General features: G+C 72.5%; 17 protein-coding genes and 1 pseudogene. 7 read left to right on the forward strand and 11 right to left on the reverse strand.

Annotated elements, in window-relative coordinates; all coding sequences use genetic code 11:
• Positions 1-63: 63 nt before the first annotated feature.
• A pseudogene (locus ACFU0Y_RS01900) lies at positions 64-1,479 on the forward strand (multicopper oxidase family protein); the annotation flags it as partial.
• Here the strand turns inward: ACFU0Y_RS01900 and ACFU0Y_RS01905 are convergent.
• Positions 1,362-1,736 carry a hypothetical protein gene (locus ACFU0Y_RS01905; protein ID WP_380212780.1) on the reverse strand — a complete coding sequence of 125 codons (375 nt, stop codon included), beginning with the start codon at positions 1,734-1,736 and terminating at the stop codon, positions 1,362-1,364. The pseudogene ACFU0Y_RS01900 and the gene ACFU0Y_RS01905 overlap by 118 nt on opposite strands.
• 121 nt (positions 1,737-1,857) lie before the next feature.
• Here ACFU0Y_RS01905 and lepB point away from each other — a divergent pair, with 121 nt between their 5' ends.
• Both lepB and ACFU0Y_RS01915 read left to right on the forward strand, forming a co-directional pair.
• Positions 1,858-2,397, forward strand: coding sequence for a signal peptidase I (gene lepB, locus ACFU0Y_RS01910; RefSeq protein ID WP_380212751.1), 540 nt, complete (start codon positions 1,858-1,860; stop codon positions 2,395-2,397).
• Between the two features lie 165 nt (positions 2,398-2,562).
• The gene (locus tag ACFU0Y_RS01915) at positions 2,563-4,245 is read left to right on the forward strand and encodes a heme peroxidase family protein (protein WP_380212752.1); all 1,683 of its coding nucleotides are present in this window, start codon (positions 2,563-2,565) and stop codon (positions 4,243-4,245) included.
• A gap of 180 nt (positions 4,246-4,425) precedes the next feature.
• Here ACFU0Y_RS01915 and ACFU0Y_RS01920 read toward each other — a convergent pair whose 3' ends face one another.
• On the reverse strand, positions 4,426-6,417 hold the full coding sequence (locus tag ACFU0Y_RS01920; protein ID WP_380212753.1) for a hypothetical protein: 1,992 nt from the start codon (positions 6,415-6,417) through the stop codon (positions 4,426-4,428).
• A gap of 321 nt (positions 6,418-6,738) precedes the next feature.
• Entirely contained in the window at positions 6,739-7,314 is a 576-nt protein-coding gene (locus ACFU0Y_RS01925) for a cysteine hydrolase family protein (RefSeq protein ID WP_380212754.1), read from the reverse strand.
• A 124-nt stretch (positions 7,315-7,438) separates the two neighbouring features.
• On the opposite strand from ACFU0Y_RS01925, the gene ACFU0Y_RS01930 reads away from it, so the two are divergent.
• On the forward strand, positions 7,439-7,942 hold the full coding sequence (locus ACFU0Y_RS01930; protein WP_380212755.1) for a phosphoribosyltransferase: 504 nt from the start codon (positions 7,439-7,441) through the stop codon (positions 7,940-7,942).
• Between the two features lie 39 nt (positions 7,943-7,981).
• On the opposite strand, the gene ACFU0Y_RS01935 is transcribed toward ACFU0Y_RS01930, so the two are convergent.
• Entirely contained in the window at positions 7,982-8,461 is a 480-nt protein-coding gene (locus ACFU0Y_RS01935) for a hypothetical protein (protein WP_380212756.1), read from the reverse strand.
• A gap of 226 nt (positions 8,462-8,687) precedes the next feature.
• On the opposite strand from ACFU0Y_RS01935, the gene ppc reads away from it, so the two are divergent.
• A complete protein-coding gene (gene ppc / locus ACFU0Y_RS01940; protein WP_380212757.1) occupies positions 8,688-11,504 on the forward strand; it encodes a phosphoenolpyruvate carboxylase in 2,817 nt (938 codons plus the stop codon).
• Positions 11,505-11,537: 33 nt separating this feature from the next.
• Here ppc and ACFU0Y_RS01945 read toward each other — a convergent pair whose 3' ends face one another.
• The 6 genes from ACFU0Y_RS01945 to ACFU0Y_RS01970 form a co-directional block, all read right to left on the reverse strand.
• Complete coding sequence (locus tag ACFU0Y_RS01945; protein ID WP_380212758.1) at positions 11,538-13,316, reverse strand: ABC transporter ATP-binding protein; 1,779 nt, start codon at positions 13,314-13,316, stop codon at positions 11,538-11,540.
• Positions 13,309-13,539, reverse strand: coding sequence for a hypothetical protein (locus tag ACFU0Y_RS01950; protein ID WP_380212759.1), 231 nt, complete (start codon positions 13,537-13,539; stop codon positions 13,309-13,311). The genes ACFU0Y_RS01945 and ACFU0Y_RS01950 overlap by 8 nt, the downstream gene beginning before the upstream one ends.
• A gap of 191 nt (positions 13,540-13,730) precedes the next feature.
• Positions 13,731-14,666: a polyphosphate kinase 2 gene (ppk2, locus tag ACFU0Y_RS01955; RefSeq protein ID WP_380212760.1), complete on the reverse strand. Its 936-nt coding sequence runs from the start codon at positions 14,664-14,666 to the stop codon at positions 13,731-13,733.
• Positions 14,667-14,797: 131 nt separating this feature from the next.
• Positions 14,798-15,262 carry an OsmC family protein gene (locus ACFU0Y_RS01960; RefSeq protein WP_380212761.1) on the reverse strand — a complete coding sequence of 155 codons (465 nt, stop codon included), beginning with the start codon at positions 15,260-15,262 and terminating at the stop codon, positions 14,798-14,800.
• A complete protein-coding gene (locus tag ACFU0Y_RS01965; RefSeq protein WP_380212762.1) occupies positions 15,246-15,605 on the reverse strand; it encodes a hypothetical protein in 360 nt (119 codons plus the stop codon). The genes ACFU0Y_RS01960 and ACFU0Y_RS01965 overlap by 17 nt, the downstream gene beginning before the upstream one ends.
• Positions 15,606-15,714: 109 nt before the next feature.
• A complete protein-coding gene (locus tag ACFU0Y_RS01970) occupies positions 15,715-16,245 on the reverse strand; it encodes a GAF and ANTAR domain-containing protein (RefSeq protein WP_380212763.1) in 531 nt (176 codons plus the stop codon).
• Positions 16,246-16,600: 355 nt separating this feature from the next.
• Between ACFU0Y_RS01970 and ACFU0Y_RS01975 the strand changes: the two genes are divergently transcribed.
• Positions 16,601-17,599 (forward strand): helix-turn-helix transcriptional regulator, encoded by a 999-nt coding sequence (locus ACFU0Y_RS01975; RefSeq protein WP_380212764.1) that lies wholly within the window; start codon positions 16,601-16,603, stop codon positions 17,597-17,599.
• On the opposite strand, the gene ACFU0Y_RS01980 is transcribed toward ACFU0Y_RS01975, so the two are convergent.
• On the reverse strand, positions 17,563-18,309 hold the full coding sequence (locus tag ACFU0Y_RS01980; RefSeq protein ID WP_380212765.1) for an alpha/beta hydrolase: 747 nt from the start codon (positions 18,307-18,309) through the stop codon (positions 17,563-17,565). The two genes, ACFU0Y_RS01975 and ACFU0Y_RS01980, sit on opposite strands and share 37 nt — an antisense overlap.
• Before the next feature lie 158 nt (positions 18,310-18,467).
• Here ACFU0Y_RS01980 and ACFU0Y_RS01985 point away from each other — a divergent pair, with 158 nt between their 5' ends.
• Entirely contained in the window at positions 18,468-19,040 is a 573-nt protein-coding gene (locus ACFU0Y_RS01985; protein ID WP_380212766.1) for a hypothetical protein, read from the forward strand.
• Positions 19,041-19,090: the final 50 nt, after the last annotated feature.

Here is a 19,090-nt window from a genome sequence, read left to right on the forward strand (position 1 = left end):
GCTCTGGGCGTGCCGACGACAGCGGTCAACGCCAAGTCGGCGAGCGCGCTCGCCGACTCCCTGATGCCCAGGCCGTTCCGGACCGGGTTCGCCCAGGCGCCCGTCCTCGGTGCCGACGACCCGCTCGGTCGACCCACGATCGATCCCGTCGACGGAAAGCCCATCAAGTACTACACGGTCACGGAGCAGGCCGCCTCGGCCCAGATCCTGCCGACGGCGGGTCTCCTGACGCCCATTCTCGGCTACAACGGCATCTTCCCGGGTCCCACGATCGACGTCTACCAGGGCACGAAGGTCGAGCTCACCGTGGTGAACAAGCTGCCGCGCCAGCACGCCCTGGACGGTCACAGCCTGGACACGTCCACCCACCTGCACGGTTCCGCTTCGCTGCCCCAGTACGACGGCTACGCCAGTGACATCACGCGCCCGGGGTTCCAGAAGACGTACAAGTATCCGAACTTCCAGGGCGCCAGGACCCTCTGGTACCACGACCACGGGGTCCACCACACCGCGCTCAACGCCTATTCGGGACTGGCGGGGCAGTACCACATGCACGACGCCCACTCGGAGCGGCTCCTGCCGCGGGGGAAGTACGACGTCGCGCTCACCGTCTCCGACGCGATGTTCGCCGCCAACGGCTCCCTGGGCTACGACGACAACAGCCGGTCGGGGCTGTGGGGGGACGTCATCCTCGTGAACGGCAGGCCCTGGCCCGTCATGAAGGTGCAGAAGCGGGTCTACCGGTTCCGCTTCCTCAACTGCAGCATCTCCCGGTCCTTCCGGCCCCGGCTCAGCACGGGGGACCCGCTCGTCATGGTCGCCACGGACGGCGGGCTGATGCCCACCGCCCAGCCTGTCCGCGAGTACCGGCACGCCAGCGCCGAGCGCTACGAGTTCCTCGTCGACTTCAGCAAGTACAGGACGGGACAGCGGATCGAACTGCAGAACCTGTCCAACGACAACAACGTCGACTACGACTTCACGAACAAGATCATGGCCTTCGACGTCGTGGACGAGCCCGTGGACACGTCCGACCCCACCTGGAACCGGATTCCCACCACTCTCGCCGGCAGCGAGGTGATGGACCTGCAGGAGAGCCGGTCGACCAGGACGCGGCGCTTCCGGGTCAAGCGCGAGAACAGCACCTGGACGATCGACGGGGTCACCTGGGCGGACGTCATCGCCAGCAACTACCGCAAGGTCGCCGCGGAGGTGCCGCTGGGGGCCACGGAGATCTGGGAGTTCGAGAACAGCTCGGGCGGGTGGTTCCACCCCATGCACATCCACCTGGTGGACTTCAAGATCCTGGGCCGCAACGGCAGAGCCCCCTTCGCCTACGAGAAGGGGCCGAAGGACACCGTCTACGTGGGCGAGGGCGAGACCGTCCGCCTGCTCATGAAGTTCGGTCCCCACCAGGGCCGGTACATGGTGCACTGCCACAACCTGGTCCACGAGGACCACGACATGATGGTGCAGTACCAGGTCGGCGAGTCCGTGGACCCGGACCCCAACGATCCGATGACGGCGGCCCCGGCGGTGCCGGCGGGAACGAGCAGCACCACGCCGTCCCCCGAGCCGTCCCCCTCGGCCTCGCCCTCGCCGTCGGCCTCGCCCTCGCCGTCGCCCTCACCGTCGGCATCGCCGTCACCGTCGCCGTCGCCCTCACCGTCGGCATCGCCGTCACCGTCGCCGTCGCCCTCACCGTCGGCATCGCCGTCACCGTCGCCCACGCCCACCAAGAACTCCGGGAAGAAGTCGCAGACCAAGGATCCGCGTGCCGGCAGATGAGGTGCACCTGTCGTCGCAGCCGTACGGGCTCAGCGGACCCGCTGTCCCGAGAAGAGAGGATGAGCTGACATGCTGCAGCTGAGCCCGGCCCCCGACCCGACCCGGCAGAAGCCGGACCGGACACGTCACCGGCCCATCGGGTCGCGGACCGTCTGGGCGGTCCTGCTGGGCGTGGCCCTGGTCCTGGCCACCCGGGCCTGGTTGATCGAACCCGTGGTCGTCGCCTCGGACAGCATGGAGCCCACGATGGGGCAGAGGAGCGTGGCGCTGCTGCTGAAGCTCGATCCCGATCCCGCCGCGGTGTCCGCGGGCACCGCGGTCGTCTTCCCCCACCCCGATGACGGCAGCACGACCGTGAAGCGGGTGGTGGCCACCGGCGGACAGACCGTGGCGATCGAGGACTCCCTCCTCGTCGTCGACGGCAGGACGGTCGACGAGCCGTTCGTCGACCACAGCCGGATCGACGGCACCTACTTCGGCCCGGTCACCGTCCCCGACGGACACGTCTTCGTCATGGGCGACAACCGGGGGGTGTCGGTCGACTCCCGGCACTTCGGCACCGTGCCCGCCGAGGACCTGGAGGCCACGGTCCTGCTGCCCCGGCCCTGAGCCGGCCGCCGCCCGACGGCGCCCGCACCGGCGGGCCCGGGACATCTCACTCCCCTCGTCCCGGGCCCGCTCCTCCACGTCATGGACGGAGCATCTGCAAGGTATTTCCAAGACCCGCACCGTTGTCTGTTTGCACATGCACCAGCTGGGGGAGAAGGACATCCGATGAAAACCACGAAGAGGATCCGCGTGCCGGAGGGGACGGCGGCGGAGGGCGTCTCGCGCAGGGGCGTCCTCACCGGAGTGATGGCGGGCCTGGCCGCGCTGCCGGTCGCCGGCCAGGCCCATGCCGCGCCCAGGACGCCCGCACCCAAGGTTCCCGCACCCACGGCTCCCGCCGCGGCTCGAGTGCTGAGCGCGGCCCGGTCGGGCCACGGCACGGGGGCGCCGCGCGGCTCCGACATCGCGGTCACCGCGGGGCGGACCAAGGAGGGACGCTTCGGGGTCATGTTCAAGAAGCTCCCGGCCTTCGCCCCGAGCGACGACCTGCTGGCGGATCTCGCGCAGCAGATGGTCGACCGCACCCCGCCGCTGGCCGACGTCTCGCTGAGCAACGACGGGTTCGACAACCCGGACATTCCCGCCGGCTACGCCTACCTGGGGCAGTTCATCGACCACGACATGACGCTCGACAAGACGCCCATGCCGCTGCAGGACATGGACCCGCAGGGCCTCACCAACTTCGACACCCCTTTCTTCGAGCTGGGCTCCGTCTACGGCCGGGGACCGGCCGCCGACCCCCAGCTCTACGACCCGGCCGATCGGCGCCGGATGCGCATCGGGCGGAACCACGACGGTTTCCCGGACCTGCCGCGCAACGCGGACGGCACCGCGATCATCGGGGACCACCGCAACGACGAGAACCTGATCGTCGCCCAGTTCCACCTCACCTTCCTGCAGCTGCACAACAGGTTCGTGGACGAGGGCAGGACGTTCCAGCAGGCGCAGCAGCTGACCCGGTGGCACTACCAGTGGCTGATCGTGCACGACTTCCTGCCCCGGATGGTGGGCAAGGGCCTGGTGGCCGGCATGCTCAGGCCGCGCCGGGGCGGACCGACCGGGGTGGACTGCAGGTTCTACAAACCCGGCAATCCCACCCGGCCCATGATGCCCATCGAGTACTCGGTGGCCGCCTACCGGTTCGGCCACAGCATGATCCGCGCCGAGTACGAGATGCACGACGCGGTCACCATTCCCTTCTTCGGGCACCCGTCGAACGACCTCCGCGGCTCTCGCCCGCTGCCGACCAGAGCCCGGGCCGACTGGAACTATTTCTTCGACGTCCCCGGGATGAGCGAACCGGACGACCGCAACATGACCCGGCTGATCGACACCAAGCTGGCGCTCCCGCTCGACGAGCTCCCGCCGACCGTGGTGCAGCACGTCGACGGCGCCATCCTCTCCCTGGCCCACCGGAACCTGCTGCGGGGCAAGCGGCTGGGCCTGCCGGCCGGCCAGGACGTCGCCAGGGCCATGGGCGTGGCGCCGATCCCCAACGACAGGCTCGGGCTCACGGACCCCGGCTGGAACGGCCGGGCACCGCTGTGGTTCTACATCCTCAAGGAGGCGGAGCTGCTCGGCGGCAGGACGCTGGGTCCCGTCGGCGGGAGGATCATCGCGGAGGTCGTCCTCGGCATCCTCTCGCTGGACCGCACCTCGTTCCTCAACGCCCCCACCGGATGGGCGCCTGCGCGGACACCGTTCGAGTGCGGCGACTTCCTCGAGATGGCCGGTGCCCTCGAGAACATGCCGGTCGGCGACGAGGACGAGGGCACCGAGGACGAGGGCACAGAGGACGAGACGGAGGAGCCGCACGAGGACGAGGAGGAGGTCGAGACGGCGGGCTGAGGACGCGGCCGGCATCAGCGCACGCACAGGACCGTCCTGCCCCTCCGGGCAGGGCGGTCCTGTGCGTGGGCCTGTGGGCGAACCGCGGACCCACAGCACGCAGGAACGGGTCCGGGCCCGTGCTCCGAGAGGTCTCGGAGCGCGGGCCCGGCAGGGGGATGATGTGCTGCGTCTGTGCTGCTATCCGGCTGCGACCACCCCCGTTGCGGTGCCGCCGCGGGTCGACTCCACCAGGATGCTGGACACCCGCTGGCCGGGGCCGGGCTTGGCCCGGTACTCCCAGTTGCCCAGGGTGTCCACCGACGCCGAGGCGATCTTGACGGGCGTACCGTTGCTGGTGTTGTAGATGTTGACCGACGAGACCGGGTTCAGCAGCGTCGGAGCACCGGCCACCACGGCCGTTCCGGAGAGCCGGATCTCCTTGCCCACCCGGTGCCGGGAGGCGGCGTCGACGGTCACCGTGTCGTCGCTCCTCAGCGTGATCGTCACCGGATCGCTCCTGTTGCCGGCGGCGTCCTTGACCACCAGCTGCAGCACCGGGTCCGTGTCCGGTGCCTTGGGCGCGGTGGCGGCGGCCGTCGTGAAGAACGGCACGGTCACCTTGGGCTTCGCCACGTCCGTCCTGTCGAACGTCACCTTGGGCGCGCTGGGATCCTCCTTCTGGGACCATTCGTAGGCGACGACGCCGACGTTGTCCCTCGAACCGCTGCCGTCCAGCTCGGTCGCGATGGCGCGGGCGACGGAGGTCGGCAGCGCGGCGACGGCAGCGGTCGGCTTCTCGGTGTCCTCGACCGGGGTGCCGGTGCCTCCACCCGCGCCTCCCTCGGTCTCCGTGACAGGACCGGGGTTCTCACCTTCAGGAGGAGCGGGGACCGCCGCCGGTGACGCCTCGCCGCCCGTGACCACGACCGGAACAGTGGCCCTGCCGGAGCCGGTCGCGACGGTGACGTCGACCGGGGGCGCCACGGTCTCGAACGTGCCCTCGTGGGTGCCGTCGGCGCCGGCCACCATGGTGCCGTCGAATCCCCTGACGCCGACGACCTTCGGGGTGGACCCCGGGGACGTCTTCGCCGTGACCGTCAGCTTCGTGCCGTCGTACGTGGCGGCGGTGGGGATGGAGACGTCGCTCACGCTCACGGTGCTGGTGCTCTGCGGGTCGTCGGTGAGGTTCTTGACGGTCACCTCGCCGGGTGCTGCGCCGTTGAGCTGGATGCGGGCATAGGCGAGTTCGGAGTCCCCGGGGGCCTTCTCCAGCGGAGTGGTCGGGATGTTCTGCCCGGACACCTCGAGGACATCGCCGCGGCTGGTCGCGAAGACGTCGAGGAAGCCGTCGTTGACGACGGCCTGCTCCGCCTTCACCCCCGTGTTGGTGGCGATCTTGCCCTGGACGGTGAACAGGTCGGTGCTCGCGGCGACGGGCGCGCCGGTCGCCGAGTTCGTGCCGGTCATGGAGAAGGTGGTCCGAAGACCCCCCACGATCCTGTGCGGGACGTCCGGGTTGCCGAGGTAGCCCGCGGGGGCCCCGGTGTCCCACTTCAGGAACGGGCCGAGATTGCTCCCCAGCGGCGTGGTGAAGTTCCCGACAGCCGGAGCGATGTCCTCCACGAGCTTGGCGTTGCCCTCGGCGTCGGTGTCGACCTCGATGGTCCCGTACGGGTGCGGGAAGGACAGCGTGCTGTTGGCCGGCCCGTCCTTGACCACGAGTCGCTGGCGGGCGAAGACCATCTGCTCCCCGGGGGCCACCTCGTTGCCGAAGGCGGCCTCCAGCCCGAGCGTCAGCACGGCACTTCCCCCACCGGGAAGGTCCAGCTCGGAACCGGCCAGCATGTAGAAGATCTCGTGGGGGAAGTTCCCGGGCAGCGCGAGAGGCTGCTCCGGGTCGAAGCCCTCCTCGGGAGCCAGGCCGCAGAGCGGGTTGCGGCCGTCGTCGCACAGTTCCAGGCGTGTCCCGGTCTTGTCCTCGTACCAGGCCGGGAACCCGTACTTGCTGTTCACGGGGCCGACGGCCTCCAGCTGGTTCTTGTTCGTCTCGGTGACCTTGGTCGCGGCGACCGCTGCGCTGATGCCCGTGGCCCCCAGGGCCAGGGCCAAGGACGCTGCGAGACCCTGGCGGAGGCGAGGTCGCCTCGGTGGATCCCGGAAGAGCTCCCTGGGGCGGGTTGGCGTGCTCATGATGTCTCCTCATAGAGCGGGTGGTGATAACACCGCAAATATGTGGAGCGACGCTTGGAAAAACCCTGTCGCACCCGTGACGAACAGCACGTGCGTCACGGCGCGCTGTCTGCGCGAGGGGCGGCGATCATCCGCGCCCCGACGCCCGGAGCCGGTCGAGGGGGCCGGGCCGGCCCGGCGTTCCGCGGGTACCGGCCACGGACGACCTGCCGGGGACGGGCAGACCGGTGTCCGTCGCACCGCACCGGCGGCACGGAGCGACAGCGCGTTCGCTCGTGCGACGCACGGCGTCACACCGGGCCGGGACGCACGTTCCGGTGCTCAGCCCCGCAGCCGGGCCACGGCGTGCTCCTGGTCGAGGATCTCCTGGCGCATCTCGTCCTCGAGGAAGGCGAGCAGGGCGCGGGAGAGGTCCGGGTTCTCGGAGGCCACGGCGTCCCGGGCCACGGCCGCCCGGAAGTCGTGCGCGAACCCGTCGATCGCGGTCTGGGCCACGCAGCTGTGCGTGGAGATGCCGCACAGCAGCAGGTGGGTGGCCTCCAGGTTGCGCAGCCGGGCCGCGAGGTCGGTGTCGAAGAACGCGCTGTCGCGGGTCTTGACGAGTCCCGTCCCGCCCTCGGTGTCGAGGCCGGCCACGTACTCGGACTGCTCCGTGCCGGGGAACGCGAACCCCTGCCCGTCGTCGTGCATGTTGACGGTCCACGTGGAGCGGTCCCGCTCGTGCTGGGTGCGGATCAGCACGATCGGGCAGCCGCCCTCGCGGGCCGCCCGGATCAGCTCGTTGACCTTCGCCGTCACGGGCTCCCGCTGCTCCTCGAGCTCGGGGAAGTCGAAGTACGAGTTCTGCATGTCGATGACGAGCAGGGCGGTGCGGCCCTGCGCCGGGTGCTGGGGCATGGCGTCCTCTCCGGTGCGGGGGAGCCCTGCGAGGAGCTCCGGTGGACAACGATCCGATCAGTGAACTTACTACCTTCGGGCGCGCGGCTCCACCCCGTTCCGGGGCTCCGGTAGCCTGAGGCGCATGGCCTATCACGCGGACTCCCTCGAGCTCGAGGGCAAGGAGATCCTCACGTGGGAACGCTTCGGCGAAGCGACCCAGGAGCTCGCCCAGAGCGTCGTGGACAGCGGCTTCCTGCCGGACATCATCATCGCCGTGGCCCGCGGCGGACTGCTCCCGGCCGGTGCGCTGTCCTACGCGATGGGGGTCAAGCTCTCCGACGCGATCAACGTGGAGTTCTACACCGACGTCCACCAGACCCTGCCGGACCCCGTGCTGCTCGCCCCGATGCTGGACACCGAGTCCATCGCGGGCCGGAAGCTGCTCGTGGTCGACGACGTGGCCGACTCCGGACGGACCCTCGCCCTGGTGCTGGAGCTGCTGCGCGGCCTGGGCGCCGAGGCGCGCTCCGCCGTCATCTACGGCAAGCCGCGCTCCGTGATCCGCCCCGACTACCTGTGGAAGGCCACCGACGACTGGATCGTCTTCCCGTGGTCGGCCGCACCGCCGGTCACCGCCGGGGCCTGACCGGGACGAGCCCGCGCACCACGGCGGAGGCACGCTCCGTCAGCGCAGGGCCGCCCGCACCCCGGGACGTCCCGCCACGACGAGCCACACGACGTTGACCGCCACGAGGACGGTGGTGCTCAGCCCGGGCAGCAGGTGACCGCCCAGGAGGAACACCGCGAGATCGAACAGGTCGCCCAGCACCGCCAGGGAGCAGAAGACGATGCCGAGGATCCAGCCCCACTGCAGCTGCTCGCGCAGCGGGAACCAGACGAGCGCGTAGAGCGCGGTCGTCAGCAGCACGCCGAAGAGCGCCAGCACGGCGCCCAGACCGCCCCCGGGCAGCCCCGGGAACAGGACCAGGTCCTCCATGCCCGGCAGCAGGGTGCTGGGGCCCGCGACCGCCTGCACACCCGTGTCCACCACGTTCACCACGAGGGAGAGCAGGGTCAGCCGCAGCAGGAGCCGCAGCGGGGCGGTCCTCGGCGGCCGGGGCGGGACCGTCCCCGGGCCGCCGGGACCGTGCGGGTGCTGGCTCATGGCCTGTGCCTCCTGGCGCGTGCGGGGTGTGCTCACCGCCGAACCTACCGTCCCCGGGCCCGCCCGGCACGGGTTCCTCCGGTGCGTCCCGCGGGAACCGCCCGCCGGGACGGCCGCTGCGACGTGGATCACCCGGGGTAGGGTGGCACGGTAGGCACCGACGGCGCGACCGCTCGTCGGTCGTGCGCGCACCCGTGACGACCGACCAGCCAGGAGCAGCCGCGACATGACGACTCAGCACGACCGCACCGCCGCCCCCGAACGCCACCGCGCCGAGGTCATCGACGCGCCGCTGCGCGCGGACGTCCGCCGCATCACCACCCTGCTGGGGGAGACCCTCGTGCGCCAGCGCGGCGAGGAGCTGCTGGAGCTCGTCGAGCAGGTCCGCCGCCTCACCAAGGACGCGAAGGACGCCAAGGCCTCCGGGGCCGACGACGCCGCGGGCCGGGTCCGCGACCTGCTCGGCTCCCTGCCCCTCGACCGTGCGACGGACCTGGTGCGGGCCTTCGCCCACTACTTCCACCTGGCCAACGCCGCCGAGCAGGTGCACCGCGTGCGCGTGCTGGGCGGTCGCGCCGAGGAGGAGGGGTGGCTCGCCGCGGCCGTCACCGACGTCGTCGGCGAGGCCGGTCCCGACGCCCTGCGGGACGCGGTGGGCCGCCTGGACGTGCGGCCGGTGTTCACCGCGCACCCCACCGAGGCCTCCCGGCGCTCGGTGCTGACCAAGATCCGGCACCTCTCCGACATCCTGGCCCGCGAGACCGCCGAGGGCTCCGCCGCGCGCCGCAGCCAGGACCGGCGCCTCGCGGAGCTGATCGAGCTCCTGTGGCAGACCGACGAGCTGCGCCAGAACCGCCCCACCCCGCTCGACGAGGCCCGCAACGCCCTGTACTACCTGCGGGAGGTCCTCACCGAGACCATGCCCGTGCTGCTCGCGGACCTGGAGGACCAGCTCTCGCAGCACGACGTGCACCTGCCCGCCGGCCCGCCGCCGCTGCGCTTCGGCTCGTGGATCGGCGGGGACCGGGACGGCAACCCCAACGTCACCCCCGAGATGACCCGGCGCGTGCTCCAGCTGCAGGGGCAGGCGGCCGTCGACATCGCCCTGGGCTTCCTGGACGTGCTGGTCTCCCGGCTGTCCCCCTCCACCGCCATCGTCGAGATCGACCCCGAGCTCCAGGACTCCGTGGCGCGGGACGTGGCCCACCTGCCCGGCCTGGACCCGCGCGTGCTCGAGCTCAACGCCCAGGAGCCGTACCGGCTCAAGCTCACCTGCATCAAGGCCAAGCTCATCAACACCCGCCGCCGGTTCGCGGAGGAGACCGTGCACGAGCCGGGCCGGGACTACCGGGCCACCGCCGAGCTCGTGGCGGACCTGGACGTGGTGGCCCGCTCGCTGCGCCACCACACGGGCGCGCTCGCCGCGGACGGCTCCCTCGCCGCCGCGACCCGCACCATCGCCGGCTTCGGTCTCGGCCTGGCCACCCTGGACGTGCGCGAGCACGCCGACGCCCACCACGAGGCCGTCGGCCAGCTGCTCGACCGGCTGGGCGAGCTGGAGCGCCCGTACGCGGAGATGGACCGCGCCGCGCGCGCCGCGGTGCTCGCCGGGGAACTCGCCGGGCGCCGCCCGCTCGCCCCGCCGGGGCTGGCCACGGGCGCGGTGCAGCTCGACGGCGACGCCGACCGCACGTTCGCCGTCTTCCGGGAGATCGCCCGGGCCCAGGAGACCTACGGCGAGGAGATCGTCGAGACCTACATCGTGTCCATGACCCGGGACGCGGACGACATCCTGGCCCCCGTGATCCTGGCCCGCGAGGCCGGGCTGGTGGACCTCACCGGCGAGCAGGACCGCGCCACCCTCGGCTTCGCGCCGCTGCTGGAGACCGTGCAGGAGCTGCGCCGCTCCGCGGAAGTCATCGACGAGCTGCTCTCCGACCCGGCGTACCGGCGGGTGGTCGCCGCGCGCGGGGACATCCAGGAGGTCATGCTCGGCTACTCCGACTCCAACAAGGAGTCCGGGGTGATGACCAGCCGGTGGGAGATCCACCGGACCGAGCGCCGGCTGCGCGACGTCGCGGCCCGGCACGGCGTGCGGCTGCGCCTCTTCCACGGCCGGGGCGGGTCCGTGGGCCGCGGCGGCGGACCCACCCACGACGCGATCCTGGCCCAGCCCAGCGGTGTGCTGGCCGGCGAGATCAAGTTCACCGAGCAGGGCGAGGTCATCAGCGACAAGTTCTCCCTCCCCGCGCTGGCCCGGGAGAACCTCGAGCTGTCCCTGGCCGCGGTGCTGCGCGCCACGGCGCTGCACCAGGACCCGCGCTCCACCGAGGAGGAGCTGGACCGGTGGGGGGAGGTCATGGACGTGGTCAGCGACGCCGCCTTCGCCGCCTACACGGGCCTGGTCGAGGACCCCGACCTCCCGGAGTACTTCCTGTCCGCCACCCCCGTGGAGCAGCTCGGCGCGCTGAACATCGGCTCCCGCCCGGCCAAGCGCCCGTCGTCGGACAAGGGCCTGTCCGGGCTGCGGGCCATCCCGTGGGTCTTCGGCTGGACGCAGTCCCGCCAGATCGTGCCCGGCTGGTTCGGCGTGGGCTCGGGTCTGCGCGCCGCCCGCGAGGCCGGCATGGAGGGGGACCTGCGCACCATGCTGGAGCGCTGGCACTTCTTCCGCTCGGTGATCTCCAACGTGGAGATGACCGCGGCGAAGACCGACCTGGAGATCGCCGCCCACTACGTCCGGGCGCTCGTGCCCGAGCGCCTGCAGCACGTGTTCGAGACGATCCGCCGCGAGTACGAGCTCACCCTCGACGAGCTCGCCCGGCTCACCGGGCAGGCGGAGCTGCTGGACGGCAGCCCCACCCTGAAGCAGACCCTCGAGGTGCGCGACCAGTACCTGGACCCGATCTCCTACCTGCAGGTGGAGCTGCTCCGCCGGATCCGGGAGCAGGACGCCGGGGGGCAGGAGGTGGACGAGGGCCTGCAGCGGGCCCTGCTCATCACCATCAACGGCGTGGCCGCCGGTCTGCGCAACACCGGCTGACCGGCCGGGCCGGGCGGCCCGCCGGCCGGCGGCTCAGACCAGCAGCTGGTGGCGGGCCAGCTCGCGGTAGAGCTCCGAGGTCCCCAGGAGCTCCTCGTGGGTGCCCACGGCGGTCACCCGGCCCCGGTCGAGCACCACGATCCGGTCGGCCCCGGCGACGGTGGACAGCCGGTGGGCGACGATGAGCACCGTGCGCCCGGCCGCGGCGGAGCGGATCGCGGTCTGCAGGGCCTTCTCGTTGCGGGAGTCCAGGCTGGCGGTCGGCTCGTCGAGCAGCAGCAGCGGGGTGTCCGCGAGCAGAGCCCGGGCGATGGCCAGGCGCTGGCGCTCGCCGCCGGAGAGGCCGGCGCCGTCGTCCCCGACGGTGGCGTCCAGGCCCTCGGGGTGCGACCGGACGCGCTCCAGGAGGTTGACGGCGTCCAGCACCGCCCGGCAGGACTCCTCGTCGGCCTCGGGGGCGGCGAGCACGAGGTTCTCCCGCAGGGATCCGGCCAGCACCGGGGCGTCCTGCTCCACGAAGCCGATCCGGGCCCGCAGATCCGCGCGGGACATGGTGCGCACGTCGGTGCCGTCGAGCCGGATCGACCCGGCCACGGGGTCGTAGAAGCGCTCGACCAGGGCGAGCAGGGTGGACTTGCCCGCCCCCGACGGCCCGACGATCGCGGTGGTCGACCCGGCGGGGACCGTGAAGCTGAGGCGGTCCAGCACGGGACGCTCCGCCCCGTACGCGAACGTGACCTGGTCGAGGACCAGCTCGACGGGTCGCCGGTCCGCGGCCGGGGCGGTCCCGGTGCGCGGTGCGGGGCCCGTCCGCTCCGGGGCCTCGTCGTCCGCGTCCTCGCGAGGCAGGTCCAGGATCTCCTGGATGCGGCCCAGGGCGCCCAGGGCGGTGCGGACCGTGGTGACCGCGGAGAAGAACTGCCCCAGCGGCATCACCATCATGAACAGGAAGAGGATGAAGGTCACCAGGTCGGCCACCGCGAGGGCGCCGGAGGCCACGCGGTAGCCGCCCACGCCGAGCACGGCCAGGAAGGAGCCCTGGACGGCCAGCCCGCTGATGGGCCAGAGCACGGCGCCGACACCGGCGACGCGCACGCCGAAGCCGTAGGCCGACACCGCCTCGGCCTCCAGCCGGGCGATCTCGCGGTCGGTGGCCCCGCCGGCGCGGATGGTGCGCACCGCCGACAGGGCGCGCTCCACGCCCGCGGCGAGCCGGCCCACCGCCTCCTGGGCCGAGCGGGTGAGCGACTGGATCCGGGCCGAGGCGACCACCACGGCCGCCACGGCCACCAGGACGACGCCGAGCGTGATGCCGAGCAGGAGCGGGTCCAGCAGCGCCATGCCGACCAGCGCGCCGGTGAACACGAGCGCCCCGCCCAGGGCCTCCACGAGCCCGCCGGTCAGGGCGGCTCGCACCATGGTGGTGTCCGAGCCGACCCGGGAGACCAGGTCCCCGGTCCGGCGGGAGTCGTGCTCCCGGACCGGCAGGCGCAGCAGCTGCCCCACCAGTCTCCGGCGGGCGGAGAGCACCACGCCCTCGGCCGTGCGCTCCAGCAGGTACCGCTGCACCGCGCCCACCAGACCGGCTCCGAGCACCAGCAGCACCAGCACGGTGACCTCCGGCGCCGGTGACCGGCCGGTGCCGATGGACCCGATCACGCGGTTGACGAGCACCGGCTGCGCCAGGCTCAGCCCGGCCCCCAGCACGGACAGCACGAGCACCACGCCCAGGACGCCGCGGTGCTCGACGAGATAGGCCATCAGGTCGCGCAGCCGCCCCCGCGGCGCCGCACCGGCCGCAGGCTCAGCCACGCCCGAACCTCGAGCCCCCGTACTTGCGGTGCACCGCCTGCCGGCTCACTCCCAGGGCCGTGGCGATCTGCGCCCAGGACGCGCCGCGGGCGCGGGCCCGGCGCACGGCCACGGCCTCCGCCCGGGACACCTGCCGGTGCAGCTCCGCCGTGGCCGCCAGGGCCCGCAGGGGGTCGTCGTCCTCCGCCTGCGCCACCAGTGCGCTCATCGTGACCTCGCTCATCGCCGGACCACCTCCTGACTGTCAACATAAGGTGACAACAGGATTCCGTCAATGCTCGTTGACACACGAGTACGCGCAGGGACGTCCCCGCGACTCCGGAGCGGTCGGAGGACAGGGAGCAGCCGGGCGAGGAAGCCCGGGCCGGACCGTACCGCCCGGAGACGGTCGGTCCGCGCCCTCGACCCGGGGCTTCAGTCGCCGACGGCGTCGCGGCCGCGCCGGACGATCAGCGGGTCCGGGGGATGGACCACGTCCGGGTCCTTGTCCTCGTAGTCGAACTGGTCCAGGAAGAAGCGCAGCGCGTTGATCCTCGCCCGTTTCTTGTCGTTGGACTTCACCGTGATCCAGGGAGCGTGGTCGGTGTCCGTGCGCAGGAACATCTCCTCCTTGGCCTCGGTGTAGTCCTCCCACCGGTCCAGGGAGGCCAGGTCCTGCGGGGAGAGCTTCCAGCGGCGGACGGGGTCGATCTGCCGGATCGCGAAGCGGGTGCGCTGCTCCTGCTGGGTCACGGAGAACCAGAGCTTGGTCAGGTGGATGCCCGAGTCCACGAGCATCTTCTCGAACACGGGCGCCTGGGCCATGAACCTGGCGTAGTCCTCCGGGGTGCAGAAGCCCATCACGGGCTCCACGACGGCGCGGTTGTACCAGGAGCGGTCGAAGAGCACCATCTCCCCGGACGTGGGCAGGTGGCGGATGTAGCGCTGGAAGTACCACTGGCCCCGCTCCCGGTCCGAGGGCTTGGTCAGCGCCACGACCCGGGCGGCGCGCGGGTTCAGGTACTCGGTGAAGCGCTTGATGGTCCCGCCCTTGCCGGCGGCGTCCCGGCCCTCGAACACGATGACGTGCTGGAGGTCGTGGTCCTGGCCCCAGTACTGGAACTTCAGCAGCTCGATCTGCAGCTGGTACTTCTCGAGCTCGTACTCCTCCCGGCTCATCATGTCGTCGTACGGGTAGTCCTCCCGCCAGGTCTCCACGGCCGAGCCCCCGGGATCGATGAGGTCCGGGTCCTCCTCGTGCCCGTGGGGCACGGTGTAGCCCATCTGTGTGAGGTGGTCGATGAACTCCCGCAGGTTCTCCCGCACCGCCCACTGGTCGGCGGGCATCCACTGCCGTTTTCCGTCGGGCATCGGCCGTTCCTCTCCGGTCAGGGTCTCGTGAGCGCAGTGTAGGCGGAGCCATCCTCGCCTGCCCGGGCGGCCGGCACATGACCGCACGGTGAACACCGGAGGCTCGGGCGCCGGGCCGCCCGTGCCGGCGCCTACCGTGCGTCGTCCGCGGCGTCGCCGACGTCGACGCTCACGTCGTGGCTCACCGCGGTTCCGTGCTCCACCGTGCGCGAGACCGTGCAGTACTTGTCGTGGGAGAGGGCGGCCAGGCGTTCCACCATGCCGGCGGCCTTGCGGCCGGCCGCGTCGTCGGGAAAGGCGAGGTGGAAGGAGAGGTGCAGGTCCTCCAGGCGGTTGGCGCCGTTCTCCTCGACGATCTTCTGCCCGGTGGCCTGCACACGGAACCTCGAGGGCTCCGCGCTGCGGGAGGTCGCGGTGTCCACGTCGACGGACGAGCACCCCGCGATGGCGGCGAGCAGGAGCTCCACGGGGGAGAGGAGCCCCTCACCGCGGCCGAAGGCGATCTCGGCCCCTGCGGGGTTGCGGGCGGTGTAGTGGCCGGTGGCGGTGCGGATCAGCTCGATGGAGCGCGTCGTGGGCTCAGGGGTCTCGTTCATGAGCCCATGATGCCAACCGGACTCCGAGCGGCGCGGACGCGCGAGGTGGGCCGCGGTGCGGGCGGCCCACCTCGTCGATCCCGGCGCCGGGGCGCTCGCGCTCCTCGACGGCGGAGCGCACCGCCGGGTCGTCGGTGTCGTCGACCCACGGCTCGGTCTGGCGGTGCTCCTCCCCGTGGTCGGGATGGCGCGCCTGCAGCGCGTCCTCGACCTCGTGCTTCATCTGGTCGTCGAGCTCCGGCCTGCCGGCGTGCCCCTGGTGGATGGGGGCGGGCAGGGCGTCCTCCTCGGGGGCGATGACGTCGTCGAGGTCCGGCACGTCGTCGTTGTTCGGAGTGGTCACAGGAAGCCTCCTGACCGTGGGTCGTGCCCCAGGCTGGTGAGGCGCCCCGGGCAGGGGAACCCGTTCCGGCCGGCGTCCGGAGGGGTGCGGCTCCTGCCGGGGCCGGGGATCACACCTCGACGTGCGTGCTGGCAGAGCCCCTGCCCACGGTCGCGGCCAGCTCCCGCGGCTTCACGTTGCGGTGGTCGGAGACGGTCTTGAGGATCTCCACGGCCTCCTGCTGGGTGCAGCGGTTCCGTACCATCACGATGCCCGCCGCCAGCTCGATCGTGGTCCGTGACTCCAGGGCGGCGACCGGATCGCCCTCGGTCTCCCGGTGGGCGGCGAGGCGCACGGCCAGGCGCCGGGCGCTGGAGGCCAGGATCACCTCGCGCCGGGCATCCTCGACGGCGGCCTTGTCGTGGACGTGGGGCTGATCGGCGTAGATGTTCAGTGCCGCCCTGGCCTCCCCGGCCGGCTCGAAGGGCACACCGAGCACCGAGGCGATCCCGGCCGCCGTGTGGCCGGGCCATCGCTGGTCGGTGGCCACGTCAGGGACGTGCACGACGACGTGCTCCCTCGCGGCGGTGAGGCACGGCCCGTCGCCGTAGACGTACTGGATCCCGTCCAGGGCCGCGGCCCGCTCGTTGCCGGAGGCCATAGTGGCGCACCGCCGGCGCGCGCGGACATGCTGCGCCGGGTCCGGGGGGAGGCCTGCCCTCCGCCCGCCGTGGACCGCGAGGGGCGCGGTGCCATGGGGGACGAAGGGCAGGTCGGGTCCACGCCCGGTAGTGCCGTGGCCCCTCGGCGCCGTGCGTGGAAGTCACTTGCGCCAGTGTCCACTTTACGCACACGAGGTCAGAAAGCGCACCCCCCGTCGACGGATCGGAAGAGAGGTCCGGCCGCCGGGCCGTGTGGTCGATTGCCGTCCGGCCAGGGGGTTCCTATCCTGAGCACGAAGGCCACACAGACGACCTGCCCTGTGCGTGTTCCGACCTGCTGGAGGCAGCTGCCCTATGCCCGCGCCGATCCCGGAGCTGACGCCGGCACGCTCGCCGCTGACCGGTTCCGGTCCCCGGTCCTTCTCCGTCGCCACCCAGGACCCCGAGAGGGGGATCGAGGTCCTGGAGCAGGTGTACGCGATCCGGCGGATCGAGCTCGACCGCAGGACCCCCTTCAGCATGTCCCAGGCCGTGCGCGGCGTGGAGGGACTGAGCCTGGAGCAGGCACGGCTCCAGGGCGCACCGACCGGGGCGCTCGTCGATGCCACCGGCATCGTGCGGGTGGGACAGGTGCGCCGCGGGGCACTGGCTTTCACCGATGGGACGCGCACCACCGCCGGGCGGGCGCCGTTCCTGTTCCCGGTCCGCCCCTACGCCTGCCGCTGGAACGAGCTGGGGCTGCTGACCGTCTCCCTGGACCTCGCCGCCGTGCAGGCGCACGCGGCCGGGCTGCTCGGGCTCGACGAGTTCGCGCTGCGCTTCACCGAGGGCGCCCCGGTGTCGGCGCCGATGACCCGGTATCTGGCGCACCTCATCACCTCCCTCGGGGAGACGCAGCTCAGCGACGACGCCATGGGCCACCCCCTGCTCCGCCAGGAGGCCTTCCGGTCCGTGGCCACCGCGGTGCTGCACGCCTTCCCGAGCACCTTCCTCGGCCGGCCGGCCCGTCCGGCGGACTCGGACCGGGTGCCCGGTGGGGTCCGCCGGGCGATCGCCCACATGGAGGAGCACCTGAGCCGTCCGCTCACCCTGGCGGAGCTCGCGGAGGCGGCCCGGATGAGCCCGCGCGGGCTGCAGGCCGCCTTCGCCCGCCAGCTGGGCACCACGCCGATGGCCCACCTGCGGAGCCTGCGGATGAGGGCCGCCCACGCCGAGCTGCTGGAGGCCGATCCCGGCCGGGGCGACACCGTGGCCGGGATCGCGGCCCGGTGGGGGTTCACCCACCCGAGCCGCTTCGCGACCGACCACCGGACCGCCTACGGGGTGGCACCGGGGGCCGTGCTGCACCGCTGAACCCCCAGGGCGGACAGCCAGGACGCGCACAGTTCCGGCCAGGCGGCGGGCTGCCCGGCGTCCGTGGCCAGTCCGAGGCCGTGCTCCCCCTCGGGAAAGACGTGCAGGGCGTGGGGGACTCCCGCGTCCGCCAGCGACCGCGCCAGCCGGTACGAGTGCTGCACCGGCACCGAGGGGTCGTCGGCGGTGTGCCAGACGAAGAACGGCGGAGCCGCCGCCGTCACCAGGCGGTCCAGGGACGTCGCGGCCCGCACCTCGGCGCTGGGAGCCGGGCCCAGGAGCTCCTGCTGGCTGCCCCGGTGGGTGTCGAGCTCCATGGAGACCACGGGATAGCAGAGGACCGCCGCGTCGACGCGCTCGGGGTCCGTGGCCGCCGCGGTCAGGGCGGCGTGGCCGGCCAGATGCCCCCCGGCGGAGAACCCGAGGAGGACGACCCGCTCCGCGCCGTCCGCCCGGACCCGGCGGATCGCGGCCCGTACCGCGTCCAGGGGAGCAGGGTGCTCGGCGCGCACCGGATAGCGGAGCACGCTTGCCGCGAGACCGAGCGTGCCGAGCCACTCGGCGACGGGTTCCGCCTCGTGGTCCGCGTGTCCGGCGTACCCGCCGCCGGGCAGGACGACGACGTGCGTGGCAGAGCCTGGGCGGGCCGGTCGCGCGGTGCCGGAGGACGACGACGGACGAGGGGGTGCTGAGGACCGTGGTGAGTTCATGGCGTCAGCATCCCAGGGATGCGTGGCCGCTGCGGACTCCAGTACTGCACGGGCGGTCCGCGCGCCGTGGATCCGGTGTCCGGCATCCGGGGCGGAATAGGCCCCGGGGCTCCACGGTTGACGATGGGACGTCCGTGTCCACCGTCCAGGAGGCCTGCTTGTCCCCGTCACGACCGGCACCCGACCGCGACGACCACCAGGAGCCCGAGCAGAGCCCGCTGGACGCCGAGCTCCAGGCGCTGATCAGCGGCTACCGGGAGCTGCACCAGGACGACGCGCGGCTGCGCCGCATCGAGCGGACGATCCATTCCGGGCGCCAGGACGCCGAGGCGGAGTCCGTGGGCTGGACCGGGGCGGTCCACGAGGAGCAGATCGCCCCCGAGCTGCGGACCCAGGACGTCCGGCGGGTGGCCGCCGGGCTGCTGCGCACCGAGGCGGACATGCGGGCCTACGCGGCCCGCTTCGCCCTGCGCAGCACCGAGGAGGACCCGGCGGGACGGGACCTGGACCACCAGGCGCACGCACTGGACGCGGCGGGCCGGCACTGGCTGCTCATGATCGGCCAGCACCGCGACCACGGACTCGTCGCCTGCCGCTTCGTCCGGGAGAAGGGCATCCCGCACGCCCGCATGGTGTCCTTCACGGCCGAGCGGCTGCCGCTGCCGATCCTCGTCGTCGAGCTCGGCGCGGGAGAGGACGGCGCGGGAGAGGACGGCGCGCCGTCTCGGTGACTCCCGCCCCGAGCGGTCAGGACTCCCGCGGGGCCGGCGGCCGGTGCGGT

The sequence above is a fragment of the Kocuria sp. NPDC057446 genome, from assembly GCF_042802875.1.
Taxonomy (GTDB): Bacteria; Actinomycetota; Actinomycetes; order Actinomycetales; family Micrococcaceae; genus Kocuria.